At 37.7% G+C, this 13,810-nt stretch carries 14 protein-coding genes; 10 read left to right on the top strand and 4 right to left on the bottom strand.

What is annotated here, in order from left to right; genetic code table 11:
• Window positions 1-835 precede the first annotated feature (835 nt).
• The 10 genes from CSP5_RS01865 (at window position 836) to serS (ending at window position 10,140) form a co-directional block, all read left to right on the top strand.
• Window positions 836-2,881: a DEAD/DEAH box helicase gene (locus CSP5_RS01865; protein WP_021789140.1), complete on the top strand. Its 2,046-nt coding sequence runs from the start codon at window positions 836-838 to the stop codon at window positions 2,879-2,881.
• Window positions 2,865-3,824, top strand: coding sequence for a class I SAM-dependent methyltransferase (locus CSP5_RS01860; RefSeq protein WP_021789141.1), 960 nt, complete (start codon window positions 2,865-2,867; stop codon window positions 3,822-3,824). Before CSP5_RS01865 ends, CSP5_RS01860 begins: the two co-directional genes overlap by 17 nt.
• The gene (gene uppS, locus CSP5_RS01855) at window positions 3,821-4,600 is read left to right on the top strand and encodes a polyprenyl diphosphate synthase (RefSeq protein WP_021789142.1); all 780 of its coding nucleotides are present in this window, start codon (window positions 3,821-3,823) and stop codon (window positions 4,598-4,600) included. Before CSP5_RS01860 ends, uppS begins: the two co-directional genes overlap by 4 nt.
• The gene (locus CSP5_RS01850; RefSeq protein WP_148689553.1) at window positions 4,601-5,938 is read left to right on the top strand and encodes a tRNA(Ile)(2)-agmatinylcytidine synthase; all 1,338 of its coding nucleotides are present in this window, start codon (window positions 4,601-4,603) and stop codon (window positions 5,936-5,938) included.
• The gene (locus CSP5_RS01845; RefSeq protein WP_021789144.1) at window positions 5,928-6,401 is read left to right on the top strand and encodes an AAA family ATPase; all 474 of its coding nucleotides are present in this window, start codon (window positions 5,928-5,930) and stop codon (window positions 6,399-6,401) included. The genes CSP5_RS01850 and CSP5_RS01845 overlap by 11 nt, the downstream gene beginning before the upstream one ends.
• Window positions 6,391-7,023 (top strand): CDP-alcohol phosphatidyltransferase family protein, encoded by a 633-nt coding sequence (locus CSP5_RS01840; RefSeq protein ID WP_021789145.1) that lies wholly within the window; start codon window positions 6,391-6,393, stop codon window positions 7,021-7,023. The genes CSP5_RS01845 and CSP5_RS01840 overlap by 11 nt, the downstream gene beginning before the upstream one ends.
• A 51-nt stretch (window positions 7,024-7,074) precedes the next feature.
• The gene (locus tag CSP5_RS01835) at window positions 7,075-7,749 is read left to right on the top strand and encodes a hypothetical protein (RefSeq protein ID WP_145983906.1); all 675 of its coding nucleotides are present in this window, start codon (window positions 7,075-7,077) and stop codon (window positions 7,747-7,749) included.
• 68 nt (window positions 7,750-7,817) lie between these two features.
• Window positions 7,818-8,348 carry a CBS domain-containing protein gene (locus tag CSP5_RS01830; RefSeq protein WP_021789147.1) on the top strand — a complete coding sequence of 177 codons (531 nt, stop codon included), beginning with the start codon at window positions 7,818-7,820 and terminating at the stop codon, window positions 8,346-8,348.
• Between the two features lie 87 nt (window positions 8,349-8,435).
• Window positions 8,436-8,723 (top strand): antibiotic biosynthesis monooxygenase family protein, encoded by a 288-nt coding sequence (locus CSP5_RS01825; protein WP_021789148.1) that lies wholly within the window; start codon window positions 8,436-8,438, stop codon window positions 8,721-8,723.
• Between the two features lie 94 nt (window positions 8,724-8,817).
• Window positions 8,818-10,140 (top strand): serine--tRNA ligase, encoded by a 1,323-nt coding sequence (gene serS, locus CSP5_RS01820; RefSeq protein WP_077075909.1) that lies wholly within the window; start codon window positions 8,818-8,820, stop codon window positions 10,138-10,140.
• A gap of 4 nt (window positions 10,141-10,144) precedes the next feature.
• Here serS and CSP5_RS01815 read toward each other — a convergent pair whose 3' ends face one another.
• The 4 genes from CSP5_RS01815 to CSP5_RS01800 all read right to left on the bottom strand — a co-directional run bounded on the left by CSP5_RS01815 (window position 10,145) and on the right by CSP5_RS01800 (window position 13,708).
• Entirely contained in the window at window positions 10,145-10,705 is a 561-nt protein-coding gene (locus tag CSP5_RS01815) for a P-loop NTPase family protein (RefSeq protein ID WP_077075907.1), read from the bottom strand.
• 110 nt (window positions 10,706-10,815) lie between these two features.
• Window positions 10,816-12,270 (bottom strand): FAD-dependent oxidoreductase, encoded by a 1,455-nt coding sequence (locus CSP5_RS01810; RefSeq protein ID WP_077075905.1) that lies wholly within the window; start codon window positions 12,268-12,270, stop codon window positions 10,816-10,818.
• Window positions 12,271-12,327: 57 nt separating this feature from the next.
• Window positions 12,328-12,741, bottom strand: coding sequence for a DUF1634 domain-containing protein (locus CSP5_RS01805; protein WP_021789152.1), 414 nt, complete (start codon window positions 12,739-12,741; stop codon window positions 12,328-12,330).
• Window positions 12,713-13,708, bottom strand: a complete 996-nt coding sequence (locus CSP5_RS01800; protein WP_148689552.1) for a sulfite exporter TauE/SafE family protein — start codon at window positions 13,706-13,708, stop codon at window positions 12,713-12,715. Before CSP5_RS01800 ends, CSP5_RS01805 begins: the two co-directional genes overlap by 29 nt.
• Window positions 13,709-13,810 lie beyond the last annotated feature (102 nt).

Here is a 13,810-nt window from a genome sequence, read left to right as displayed (position 1 = left end):
TGATTTTTATGGAGAGTTAAATCCTTTAGGCACTCTCCTGCGACCAAAAAGCCTAACGTGTTAGCCACAATGACCAGTAGTATCACTAAAGCATCCGAAAATTTCCCTGTGGAATGAAGTGGATGAATTGCCCAAGGTGGTTTTAATATTACTTTGTATTATCGTTTTAAATTGTCAGCTCTTGGGGAAGTCCACAGTAGTTTTGTATTTGATTCTTCATCAATAAATAATTATAATATAGTAGTTCGAGAAGAGTTAATATAAAGGAAAACAGTAAAATGTTCTAGGTACTACTTGAACCGACTCCATGAATTAATACGGGCGGAGGCCTGATTTGAAAACGGATTTTGACATAGAGTGCAAATTATGTATGTACTGGAATCCAGAGATATAGTTATTTACCTTTTAATTCGGTATTCTATCTAATAATATTTAAATCGAAGAAATAGGAATGAAAGCAAGATTAAACAATTAGATAAAGGGCAAAACGTTTCACTACTCTAAGTAAACATTTCAATCTATTATGTGCTCTTAGTATAGTCGTTGAAAATTAAATGTTGGGCAATGGATATCAGGAAGCACCATTTTTATCACTTAAAAAGTCACAATAAAGGATGATAAATGGTCTAACTGCCACTTTTTGTCGTTCGAAAAAATGTGAAAAAGAGGTGGGGAAATTTTGTGCAGCGTTCCCTTAATGCAATTTCAAGATTTACTCTGATTTAGATCAAAAATAAATGAGACTCATATATTATGGATGAGGCTATGCTTTTTTTAATTATAATTCATAAATCTTAATTAACACTTTTCAAATCCGAGATAAGTGGAGACATCAATGGATATTATTAAAAATTACTATTTCTCAGGTAAGAATGTAAGTCTCTATGAACACCAGAAAAAATCCATTGATGAAATAGATGAGGGCAGAAGTGTTCTGGTTTCAGTACCAACAGCCTCGGGAAAATCTCTCATAGCCTATTATGCCATAATAAGGGCTGCAAAACAAGGATTGAAATCCATGTATATATGTCCTTTGAAGGCGCTGGCAAGGGAAAAATTTGATGAACTCAGGGCAATAGGAAAGGGAATGTTTACAGTAGCTCTTAGCGTGGGAGACCTTGATGCAGGAACTGATATAATAAACAGGTTTGATGTAATAGTCTGCACATCTGAAAAAGCAGATTCTCTAATGCACCATAATCCAGATTATTTTAATGATATCGCTGTGCTTGTACTGGATGAAATCCATAACATAGGAGATCAGACAAGAGGGCCAACTCTTGAGATCTTATGCACAACTGCAAGGATTGTGAATCCGGATATACAGATCATTGCACTTTCTGCAACCCTTCAGAATGCGCCACAAATTGGAGAATGGCTTGATGCAACGGTTGTCAGGAGTGACTTTAGACCTGTACCTCTAAAGAAATTCGTCATTTTTAGAGACAAATTGATGGATGATGAATTTCAGCAGATAGATTCTCTTAAAAAGGATATATATGAACTGATAAGGAAAATTCTTTATGATGGGGGGCAGGTACTCCTCTTTCTTAACACACGAAAAAGGGCTGAAAAGTTTGCAATGGATATAAGTGAACAGATGGATGAAAGAATGTTTCCCAGTTCTATTGATATTATTAGTGAAGATGGAGACAGGAATGCAGAGGTTGTGAACAGGATTGCGAAAAAAGGTGTCGCATTCCATCATGCTGGTCTAAATACCAGAATCAGAACATTTGTAGAGGAAAACTTCAAGAGCGGAAGAATAAAGGTCATAACTTCAACGCCAACACTTGCCGCGGGTATTAATCTTCCGGCAAGAGCCGTTATAATCAGGGATTTAACTAGATTTTCTGATGGCTATTCCTCATACATTTCAAATATGGAAATAGAACAGATGCTTGGAAGGGCTGGCAGACCAAAATATGATGATCACGGTGAGGCTTATATTTACTGTCCTTCCCAGGGGGCCATTGATAAGGTTAAAGATCTGTTTGAAAATGGAGTTGAGCCTGTTGTTTCAGCAATGGGAAAGGAGAAGATTGTTAGATTCAACACCCTAGCATTAATAAGTAACCACTTCTGTACAACCTTAGATTCACTTTACACATTCTTCGACTCAACACTGTATGCATCTCAGAATGGAAAGGGTACACTGAAGGATTACGTAGATCAGGTTACAGGCTATCTGGAGAATTATGGTTTCATTGAGACCAAGGGACAGATACTGAAGGCAGAAAAACTTGGAACTATAACTGCAAATCTGTATATAGATCCGGAGACTGCTAAAATTATAGTGGATATGTTTGAGGAAAATGAAGAAGAGATGTCCGTTGCCAGAATTCTTTATAATATATGCAAAACACCAGATATATTTACATTGTTTGTAAACAGGGATGATTATGAATCACTGAGTGCCTTTTTTGATGAAATATCAGAGAGCCCGGAGGATGAGGATGATATGGCTGCAGGAAAAACTGCTATGCTCCTACTGGATTGGATCAATGAAGTTCCAATATACGAGATTGAGGAGAAATACTCTGTTGGATCTGGAGATATAGAATCCAGAAAATCTTCTGCTGAATGGATAGTAATGGCTGCTTCCAGACTGGCAGCAGAGTTTAGGAGGGAACTTTCCTATCCACTGGATGTACTGAGTTTGAGATTGAAAGAAGGTGTGAGGGATGATATAATGTCCCTTATTTCAATTCCAGGAGTTGGGAGAGTTAGGGCAAGAAGACTCTATGAGAATGGATTTAAAAAACCGTCAGATATTGCAAAATCAACCGTTCAGAATATAGCAATACTCAGGGGATTTTCAAAAACTCTGGCGGAAAATATAATAAAAAGCGCTAAAACTATGGGTGATTCTTCTGAGTGAGGTTATTCACGTAAGGATAGAGAAGGAAAGAGCCCAGAAAGCTTTAGAAAGGCTGAAAAAACTAGACTTTTTTTTGCCACAATTTGAAATAAAAAGGGATGGGGAATACATCCTCATTCCTGTCAGCAGAAACGTGGAGAAAGAAGAGAATATAGTAATTGAATGCGAGCCCAGAGAAATGAAAATAATGCCACAGGGCCATGCAGGTTCCTTTGATCTTATAGGAGACATAGCAATCATTCACGAAAGAAAGAGGATTGATCATGATTTCATGGTACAGTTCATATTGAAATCAAAGGGAAACATTAGAACCATATATCTTGACATGGGGATAAAGGGCGAAACCAGACTCAGGGATCTTAAACTTCTATATGGAGAAGATAACCCTGTAACAATGTACAGGGAGAACAACATTATAATGAAGGTTGATGTGAAGAAAGCCTATTTCTCACCAAGACTATCAACTGAAAGGTATCTGGTTTCAAGGAATGTTACAGATGGAGAATATATTTTTGATATGTTCGCTGGAATAGGCCCTTTCAGCCTTAATATAGCTAAAAGGACTAAATGCAAAATTGTAGCATGCGACATAAACAGTGATGCAGTGGAATTACTGAAGTATAACCTGTCTATCAATAAACTTCTATCAGATGTTGAAGTTCATGAAGGAAATTCTTATAAAATTATAAAAGAACTAAAACCATTCAATAGAATTATTATGAATAACCCTGTAAATCAATATGAATCCCTTGATGAAATAATAGAATCATTGACTGATGGGGGAAGATTAAATATCTATATGGTGGAAGACCAGGAGACAATAGAGGAAAAGATGGAATATTTTATCGGCAAAGGGATGTTTCTGGAAACCAAGAGAGTCGTTCATGGATATTCTAAGAGTAAGTCCATGTACAGCCTTCAGTACAGGAGGGACCCGACATGAGCCTTAGCAGAAAGATAGGAGATCTGACAGAAGAAATATATGAAAAAGTACTTCTGGAGCAGATAAAGAAAGATGGAAATATACCGTATCATGTGGGAATAATAACAGATGGAAACAGAAGGTATGCCAGTTCTCATGGAATGGATTCTAATCTTGGTCACGTGAAGGGTAAGGAAAAACTTGAAGAAGTTCTTGAATGGTGCATGGAAATAGGAACCAGAGTAGTTACAGTTTACGCGTTTTCCACTGAAAATTTCAAGAGGGACAATGATGAGGTAAGATTCCTCTTCACACTGATCAGCAATTCACTTCTGAATCTTATAAGCGATGAGAGAGTCCTGAAAAATAAGATAAGGGTAAAAATTATTGGTAGCATTGATACGCTTCCAAAATTCCTGCAGGATTCTATCAGGAAAGTCGAAGATGCGACAAAAGACTATGACGGATATAAGCTCAATATTGCTGTTGCGTATGGGGGAAGAGAAGAAATAATAGAGGCCATAAGGAAGATAGCAGAAGAATACAAATCCGGTAAGATCGAAATGAAGGATATATCTGAAGAGAATTTCAGGAAATATCTCTATGATGGAACTATCCCTGACCCAGATTTGATCCTTAGAACAAGTGGGGAGGAAAGGGTTTCAAACTTCCTTTTATGGCAGGGTGCTTATTCTGAGCTTTACTTTTCCGATGTTTTCTGGCCAGAACTTAGAAAACTAGATTTCCTGAGGGCCGTGAGATCATATCAGACCAGGAAAAGGAGGTTTGGCACCTGAATGTGGATAGGCATAGATGATACAGATTCCAGAAACGCCGGTTGCACTACTTACATAGCCTTTAGAATAGTTTCTACCTTTGCAGATAGAATAATTTCGCTTCCAAGACTTGTTAGATTAAATCCAAACCTGAAATATAAGACAAGAGGGAATGGTGCACTCAGCATCAGAATTGGAAATAGAACAGAAGAAACTAAAACAGTAATTGGTAAGTCCGATGGTAAGAAGATTTCACTAGGTTTGCAAAACAATGAAATGGAGCCGGATTTTCCTAAAACCTATGATAACTCAATGATAGAACAGGTTGTTGGCATTGTTGAGGAATATTATGAGAAAAATCAAACAAATACAAACCCTGGAATTGTTTTTTCTAACAAAAAATTTGACACCGACATTTATAGGAATGCACTTGAACGCGATATCCCAATGGATTACATAGAAGAAATTTTGAAGAAAACTGATTCAATATATCGTAAGATAGGAAGTGGAAGAGGTATCATTGGCGCTGTTTCTTCCATAGCGTGGGATAGAAATAGGACAACCTATGAGTTACTTAACTACAAATATCCAAGGGGAGGGTATGTGGATGACATGGTTAAGACAACCATTGGAAAAATTGCGGAATCTTATGACAGTACATTCAACAATATGGAAACGAAAGAAGGAAAGGTATGCCTTTTTCCAAAGGATAGAACACCAGTTATTTATGGAATAAGGGGACTTGTATTTGATGACCTGATTCAGATACAGGAAGAAATCAATTCAAGATTTCCAGATTTTGATAGAAATTACATGATATTTGCTACCAATCAGGGAACGGACGATCATATTTTAAGGCTGGAATCAGGTATGGAGTTAAGGGAACTTTCATCCTATGAGATTACGGGCTATGTAAATGAATTGCCTCTAAGGAAGGAGGGGGGACACCTGTTCTTTGGAATTAAATATGGAGTTACTGATATTAAGGCAGTTGCATTTGAGCCCTCAAAGGGCTTCAGAGATGAACTTGAAAAATTAGAGATTGGAGATCACGTGAAATTATTTGGTTCGTATGCTAAGGGAACAATTAAGATTGAAAAACTTGAGCTGATTCACCCCTCCATCATATACGAACGAAGGTCACCATTATGCAGTAGATGTGGTTCAAGGACGTCGAACATTGGATCACTAAAATACAGGTGTATTAAGTGTGGTAATGTAATGGAACCGGAATACGTGAAAACCAATTACCAGAGAATGACAATGAAGTTAGAACCGCCAGCCTATGCAAGGAGACATCTTTCCATGCCGTGGAAACTTGAGAATGCATCTTTCAGGAGCAATGAATATGAATTTTAATATTTCCGTAACTGGAGTTCCAGGCACTGGAAAAAGCACTCTCTGTAATTTACTTGCAAGTAGCGGTTATGAAGTTATAGATCTGAACAAATTTTCTATTAAGGTTGGTTGTACTCAAAATGATGAGGTCGACCTTGATTGTCTTATACAGTGGATAAGATCAGACATGGGAAAAATACTTGATTCCCATTATTCTCACCTGTTACCTTCCTTTGCAGTAATATTGATGGAATGTTCACCCGAAGTTCTGGAAAAAAGATTGATGGAAAGGGGTTACAATAGGAAAAAAATTACAGAAAACATGGACTGTCTTATGAGTGACTGTATTGGGTATGAATGCACCGAAAACTATCCACGGAACAGGATACTGAGATTGAATACAGATGATAATAAAGAGAGTAAGAATTTGGTTGATGCAGTTAACTTTATCAGGAAAATGGAGATGAAGCACAATGGCACTTGATTCAATGAGAGGAACTGTTAATCCGATCCTCGATAAACTAAGTAAGCCCTTCATGCGATTTAACCCAAACACCTTAACTGAAGTTTCTTTCCTGTTTGCCGTTCTTGCTGGTGTTTTTATAGCAATCAGTGGAAGGATAATTTCATCCTACTTTCTTATCCTTGCTTTTATCCTAATACTTCTTTCATCAACACTGGATGCACTCGACGGTTTTGTTGCGAGAAAGAAGAATATCAGTTCCAAAGCTGGAGACATGCTCGATCACACTTTCGACAGATATTCAGATATAGCTTTGATAACAGGTTTCGCTTTTTCACTTTACGGCAATATATACATAGGGATTCTGGCCTTAGGTGGTGTTTTCATGACAAGTTATCTTGGCACTCAGGCTCAGGCCCTAGGCTTAAAGAGAAACTATGGTGGGGTTCTTGGAAGAGCTGACAGATTAGTGTTGATGCTGGTAATTTTAATTATAGAGATAATTTTCCCATTCAGTTATAACTTTTACATTGACTTTACCCCAATTAACATACTGCTGATCTGGTTTTTTATCGCAGGTTACATAACATCTGGTGAAAGATTTGTACAGTCGATCATAGGCCTTCACCAGATGGATGAATGATTATTTTTTTGTAAACATAAAATTAATATACTTTCATGATGTCAGTTATGTATGCGACGAGTGTCAGCCATCGGTAAGCCAAACAAATTACGTGGCAGCAGGGCAGAGATTGATCTTGGCGGTAAAAAAGAGGCAAATGAGATCAGGAATGGATTTTTGACTTCCATAATAGCCATAGCTCTACTCTGGTGGATACCCATAGGGGGACCGCTTCTTTCAGGTTACGTAGCTGGACGGAAATCAGGCAGTGCAAGGAATGCCATGGAAGTTTCGCTTATTATGTCCGCAGTCATTATATTCGTGTCCCTTTATATGATCTCTACCGGATTACAGGCGGTTAGTTTTGCCGGGTACTATTTGAAGGATGGAATTTATGCATTTTCGAAGGCACCACTTGCAGCATATTCAAATCTCATAGTTTACACTGAAACCTTTAATGGTGTGCTGATGTCTATGGGTCTCATACTTCCAAGCAGTCTAATAATCTTCAACTCGACGTCATTTTTGGGAGGCACCATGAGCACTACTGCAAAGGAACAGGGAAGATTCAGAATTCCTGCTGGAAGAAATTATGATATAAGACCGGAAGAAAGGGAGGAACTTAGACCCCTAGGAAGAGGATATTCACAGTATGACGATAGTCCATACAGTGCCAGGAGCAGGGAAATAAATTCCTGGTCCCAGAGCCGTGAGGAAGAAGATCCTATTACTCTGAGCAAGCTATAAAAGCCGGATAATTCTTTTAAATTTTTCATTTCAGTAATATTTTTATCTAATACGACATTTATTGTATTATGAAGGTTGGAAAAATTGTTGATAAAAATATACAAACCATAAGTGAAGATGCAACAGTTTTTGATGCATCTGCGTTGATGAATAAGAATCATGTTTATGGCTTAATGGCAGTTGATGCTGATGGCAAATATGTTGGAATGATTAGCGAGAGAAGTTTATTAAGACGTTTTATACAGAGAAATGTAAAACCAGATTCCCTTAAAGTGAAATACATAATGCGTCATCATATTCCACAGGTATCCTCAGATTTTGATGTTAAGGATGTTGCTGCTTTTCTATCGAAAAATGCACTTACCCGATGCGCTGTCTATGACAAAAATAATAATATAATCGGGATGGTGACAATTACAGACCTCGCAAGATACCTCTCCGCTGAGTCTATATATCAGGTTCTGTTTTCCCATAAAACCAATGAGTACACTTATATTTGCCCAAAATGCAACAGTGGAAAACTTGAGCCTGTTTACAATGATAACGGCGAAATCAAATTTTTCAGATGTGACAGGGAGGATTGCGGATACATAGAGTAATTTTAGAGAGAGTTCAAATTGAATCTATTCTTTTTAATAGATTCTAGAAATAAAAAATTTATATATAATGTAACAAAATGGTGAACTATGATAAATGTTGGCCTCTACTATAAAGTCAAGAAGGGTCACGAGGCAGATTTCGAAGAAAGATTCAATGGAGTTGTAAAAATCCTGGAAAATGGAGATAATGGATTTCTTGAAGGTAAACTGTATAGAGAGGTTAAGAAACCTGAAGAATATATGATATATACGGTATGGAAAGACAAAAAATCATTTGAAGCTTTCCTTAGAACAATGGATTATGAAAAAACTGTAGATTATGGGAAGTCAATACTTGAATCAACTCCAAGACATAAGATCTTTGGTGAATCTTAGGATTCTGTATATTTACGGCATGATGACTGAAATTTAGTAAGAATGAACTGGAATATGATGCAATATTAATATAGCCTTTATATTTCCTTGTTTTATGATTGACATAAAAAGGCTAAGAGAGGATCCTGAACAATACATCAAATCTCTCAAGGGAAGAGGGGGGGATCAGGGTCTTATTGAAAGATTTTTTTCACTGGATCAAAAATGGAGAGATAACGTTAAAAAAATTAATGAACTGAGAAAACAGAGAAATTCCCTCAGCATGGATGTATCCAGAAAAGTTAAAAATGGTGAGGAAACAGAATCAATAAAGGACGATGTAAGGAAATTAAACGAGGAACTGAAGTTACTGGAAAGTGAGCAATCTGAAATCGAGAAAGAAAGAGATATAACAGTATCCAGAATCCCAAATCTACTGGATGAATCTGTACCCATATGTTTTGGAGATGAAAACAGCAAATTTATAAAATTTTCAGGAAATGCTAAAGTGAGGAGGGACAGTTTAGATGAATTTAACAAATTTACTGAAAATTCTGGAAAATATGAAATTATAGAAAATACATACAGCCATATTGATCTTTCTGAGCGAATGAATCTTGTGGATCTTGAAAGAGCAGGTAAAATATCCGGTGCAAGATTTTACATTTCCAGAAATCAACTGGTGAAACTGGAGCTTGCACTGGTTAACTATGCTATAGATTTCATTGGCCAGCGAGGCTTCTCAATAGTGGAACCACCACCTATGATCAATGGAAATTCCATATGGAAGGCTACTGATGAAGGGACGTTTAATGAAGCCGTTTATAAGATAGAAGGGGAGGACCTGTATCTTATTTCCACCTCTGAGCATCCCATAGCTGCAATGCTAATGAACGAGATTCTTGATCAAAATGAACTGCCTTTAAAGGTGTCAGGTTTCTCTCCATGTTTCAGAAAGGAAGCAGGAGCACATGGAAAGGATACAAAGGGCATATTTAGGGTCCATTATTTCAAGAAAGTCGAACAGTTCATATTCTGCAAGCCTGAGGATTCCTGGGACTACCTTGAGGAATTGCTAAAGAACACTGAGGATTTATTGCAGAGCCTTGAAATTCCTTTCAGGGTAATAAACGTCTGTTCTGGTGAACTTGGAAGTCTTGCAGCAAAGAAGTATGACATAGAAGGATGGTTCCCTCATCAGGGTAAATTCAGAGAACTTGCTTCAATCTCAAATGACACAGATTACCAGGCAAGATCTCTCAACATTAAATACAGGACGCCTGATGGCAATCAGTTTGTACACACTCTCAATGGAACGGCAATCGCCACTACAAGAATCATGGTGGCCATAATGGAGAACTTTTCAACGGAAAACAGAATAGAAATTCCAAAAGCGCTGATACCCTATACCGGATTTGATCATATATCAGTAGAGTGAGTGATCAGGCAACTTTAACTATCTTTGATGTTTCTTCCTCATTCTTTATTTTTTGAAGATATTGCTTCACGGATTTTGAATTGCTGAAGATGATGATTTCTTTTTCATATGCATTGACTTCCAGCAGTTTTATTATTTTAACCCTATCTGTTTTTGGAAAATGTCTGATAAATTTTAGCAATTCATAAAAATCATGATCAAATTTTTCTTCACAACCTTCTGTAATGTCTTTCCTGGTATTGTGTCTGTTATGAATGTTCCTCTTAATAACCCTCAATGTACACAATATCCATGGTATATCCAGGAATATAACTGTCTGTGCATACTTCATTCTCATGACCAGATTTTGTGAATAATTTCCATCCATTATCCATTCATTAGTTTGCAGTATTTTTATCAATTTATCTTTAAATTCTTCCTCTGGTATTGGATTCCATCCACTCTTCCAGAATATTTTATCAAGGTGGTATATTGGAATGCATCTTATTTCTGATAATTCTCTTGAAAATGTTGATTTTCCTGAACCTGGCGATCCAATTACCAGTATCCTGCGATTGGCATTCATTATGACGGAAGAGAAACATAGAAGATTAAAAACATTGTCGCTGTTACCCTAAGATTATCTCCATGCAATCTATTTACTCTTAAAAGTGTTAAATAGAGGCTGTTGATTTTTTATTTTACTCTATCTGCGTAGGCAAGTTTTGCAGCCATAGGGGAGAATTTTTTCCATCTGTCAAGGAGTGGCAGGTATTCTTCATTTACCTTGTCCATAAGATTAAGATAGTCCAAAATTCCGAGTGTTGCGATGTCTCCATCTCTAACTGCGCTGATCAGATCGTGGGTCATGTTGGTGGAATCTCCTCCTGAGAATACACCTTCTATGCTTGTCATTCCCCTCTGATCCACAATTATTCCTCCATGAGGGGTTAAGCGTAGCTGCCTTGCATATTCCTCACCCAGAAATGAGAAGTCTGTTTCCTGGCCTGTTGCCTCAATCACAAAGTCCACATCCATCGTGAATGTCTTTTCCTTCTGTGGTACAGGTTTGGCTCTACCACCTGTATCCTGAACCATCTGGTTTTTCCAGTATTTGACCTGAACTATTCTATCCCCTTCCTTCACGTATTCAAAAGGGGTCACTTCCCACATATAATTTACACTTTCACCAAGAGATTCTTCCATTTCTTCATCTGCATTCATTGAAGGGTAACCAGGACGATCTACCTCTCTCCTTCTGTACATTATATTTATCTCATTGGCCCCCAGTCTAAGTGATGATCTTGCTGCATCGTTCGCTGTAAATCCACCACCTATCACAATTACCTTATTGCCCACCGGTAACTTTTCACCCAGCGCTGTTCTTCTAAGAAACTCTGTTGCATGCATTAGATTATTTGCATCGCTACCTGGTGTACCAGTCATTCTTGGTTTATGTGTACCTACCCCAAGAAATACTGCGTCATAACTATTCAGGATCTCCTTGAATGTGATATCCGTTCCAACCTTTGTATTTAATTTAACCTCAACTCCATTTGAGGTTATATAACCAGTTTCCTTTTCAATAACTTCAAATGGGAGTCTATAACGTGGAATTCCAACTCTCATGAACCCACCCATAACGGGCAGTGACTCGAAGACAGTTACCCTTACTCCTTGAATTGATAAATAGTATGCAGCGCTTAATCCTGCTGGACCTGCACCTATGACTGCAACCCTCTTATTTATGAATGACCTCTTCTTTACATTTAATATTTTTCCATAATCATCAAATTGGTCTGCCGCGTATCTCTTTAAATGCCTTATAGCAAGTGGTCCACCGGTGTCATACATCACGCATATATCCTCGCAATTATGCGTACAAACCCTCCCTATTATTGCAGGGAATGGTAGATTCTCAAAAACAATTCTTACAGTCTGGGCGGGATCACCCACAGCTGTACTGTTTATATATGCACCTATATCAAGACTAGCGGGACAAGCCTGCGTACATATGTTGCAGCCAATACATCTTGATGCTTCAGCTGTTGCCTCCTCCGTGGTATACTCTTTCATTGGCTCTATAGTAAAGCTTTTGCTTCTCTCTTTTGGATCTTCCTCTTGAATCTTGACGCGATCAAACTTAAGCATAAAGCATCAACTGGCTATTTCAATAAAATTAATAATGTTTTTCTTTAATTTTTAGCCTCAAAGATGGACAAAGCTTGGAATTATGAAGATTGCAGTAAAGAGATTGAATAGGACTAGAAAGGTAAGTACTACGTAAAGTTTGTTTTTCTGGTAGATATAGTCAACTAGGGAGGTAAATAAAACACTTACTGGAGTGAAAATCAGAACCCATAAGCCAAGAGAGATGAAACCCAGTGGATCCAATGTAATAATTCCCTCAGGGATTTTCGTCGGAGAAAATATTATTGATGAGTAACTTTTAGCAACACTGTAATTACTGTAATTGGCCAGAGTGCTCAGGGAGTAACCATCAGCACCATTCTTTATGAATAGAAGTACTACTCCAACTATTATACTGCCCATACTAAGATAGACTGCTACCTTTAGTATAACGCTTACAATTTCAATTAGCTTTTGTGATATTTCCTCCACTTGATTTCACCCCCCTGTTTGTATATAAGAATAGTAGAATTATCAAAATTACTGATGCACCTATGGCAATTGAAAATGAATATAAGCTTGAAAGATGATATATTTTTCCTTCTCTCAACCCCTTGAAAAGCATGTCTATACCAAGGAAAGAGAGAATTGCAAAGAATATCCATCTTATTTCTTTGTTGGATATCCTCATAAGTACGTGGGACCCGACTCTGGATCCAACAACTACTCCTATTGCAGTGGCCGCTGCCAGAAAGAAACTTATATAACCAGCGTACCAGTAAATACTGCTTCCTGTTGCAGCTGTTATCCCTATCATGAAGTTACTTGTTGTTGTGGTCACCTTCATTGGGAGATTCATTGCCCAGTCCATTCCAAGAACTTTTAGTGCACCGCTTCCTATGCCAAGTAACCCAGATAAAAGGCCAGCAAAGAACATTATTATTTCTCCCAGCCACCATCTCACACCGGTATATGTTACAGTCCTTTTGGCTCTATCATCGTGGTATTTTCCAGTTAATTGAAATGCCCTGCTTGTAAAATCAGGCATTTTTGCCTCTGGAAATTCATACTTACCTCTCTGTATAGTTGGAATGAGGGAAGTTAGAAGGACTATTCCAAATAGTAAGTATAAAACCCACTCCAAATCTTCTCGAGTAACTAAAATGAAGGTTAATGCACCCACCACAGCACCTAGAGTTGTTGCAACTTCCAGACCCACGCCAATTTTAATATTAGCAATTCCTTTTTTTGTGTATGTACTGGCAGACCCAGCAGAAGTGGCTATTGTCGATATCAAGCTCGCACCTATGGCAAAATCAATTGGTACACCATAAAATAGAGTTAAAACCGGAACAAGCACAGATCCACCTCCCAGACCAGTAAGGGAGCCTATCACACCTGCAATTATCCCCCCGAGTACTATAACTAAAAACTCATTTAAGGGAGTTCCGAATAACATAGGGGGTTATTGTAGCTTTTTATAAATGTGTTTTGGAAAACGTTATTTAGATAAGGATTTTATGGCGTTCTGAGTTTTTAGAGTGATTTAGATGGAAAAGGC

The sequence above is a fragment of the Cuniculiplasma divulgatum genome, from assembly GCF_900083515.1.
GTDB classification, from domain to species: domain Archaea; phylum Thermoplasmatota; class Thermoplasmata; order Thermoplasmatales; family Thermoplasmataceae; genus Cuniculiplasma; species Cuniculiplasma divulgatum.
Note: the sequence above shows the minus strand (reverse complement) of the source record. Positions and strands in the feature narration are given on the sequence as shown.

What these genes read in the sequence shown, in the direction of transcription:
- CSP5_RS01850 (WP_148689553.1), top strand. Translation starts at nt 4,601, where the DNA reads ATGTGGATAGGCATAGATGATACAGATTCCAGAAACGCCGGTTGCACT.
- CSP5_RS01800 (WP_148689552.1), bottom strand. Translation starts at nt 13,708, where the DNA reads ATGTTATTCGGAACTCCCTTAAATGAGTTTTTAGTTATAGTACTCGGG.
- serS (WP_077075909.1), top strand. Translation starts at nt 8,818, where the DNA reads ATGATTGACATAAAAAGGCTAAGAGAGGATCCTGAACAATACATCAAA.
- CSP5_RS01840 (WP_021789145.1), top strand. Translation starts at nt 6,391, where the DNA reads ATGGCACTTGATTCAATGAGAGGAACTGTTAATCCGATCCTCGATAAA.
- CSP5_RS01830 (WP_021789147.1), top strand. Translation starts at nt 7,818, where the DNA reads ATGAAGGTTGGAAAAATTGTTGATAAAAATATACAAACCATAAGTGAA.
- CSP5_RS01815 (WP_077075907.1), bottom strand. Translation starts at nt 10,705, where the DNA reads ATGAATGCCAATCGCAGGATACTGGTAATTGGATCGCCAGGTTCAGGA.
- CSP5_RS01825 (WP_021789148.1), top strand. Translation starts at nt 8,436, where the DNA reads ATGATAAATGTTGGCCTCTACTATAAAGTCAAGAAGGGTCACGAGGCA.
- CSP5_RS01835 (WP_145983906.1), top strand. Translation starts at nt 7,075, where the DNA reads ATGCGACGAGTGTCAGCCATCGGTAAGCCAAACAAATTACGTGGCAGC.
- CSP5_RS01845 (WP_021789144.1), top strand. Translation starts at nt 5,928, where the DNA reads ATGAATTTTAATATTTCCGTAACTGGAGTTCCAGGCACTGGAAAAAGC.
- CSP5_RS01865 (WP_021789140.1), top strand. Translation starts at nt 836, where the DNA reads ATGGATATTATTAAAAATTACTATTTCTCAGGTAAGAATGTAAGTCTC.
- CSP5_RS01810 (WP_077075905.1), bottom strand. Translation starts at nt 12,270, where the DNA reads ATGCTTAAGTTTGATCGCGTCAAGATTCAAGAGGAAGATCCAAAAGAG.
- uppS (WP_021789142.1), top strand. Translation starts at nt 3,821, where the DNA reads ATGAGCCTTAGCAGAAAGATAGGAGATCTGACAGAAGAAATATATGAA.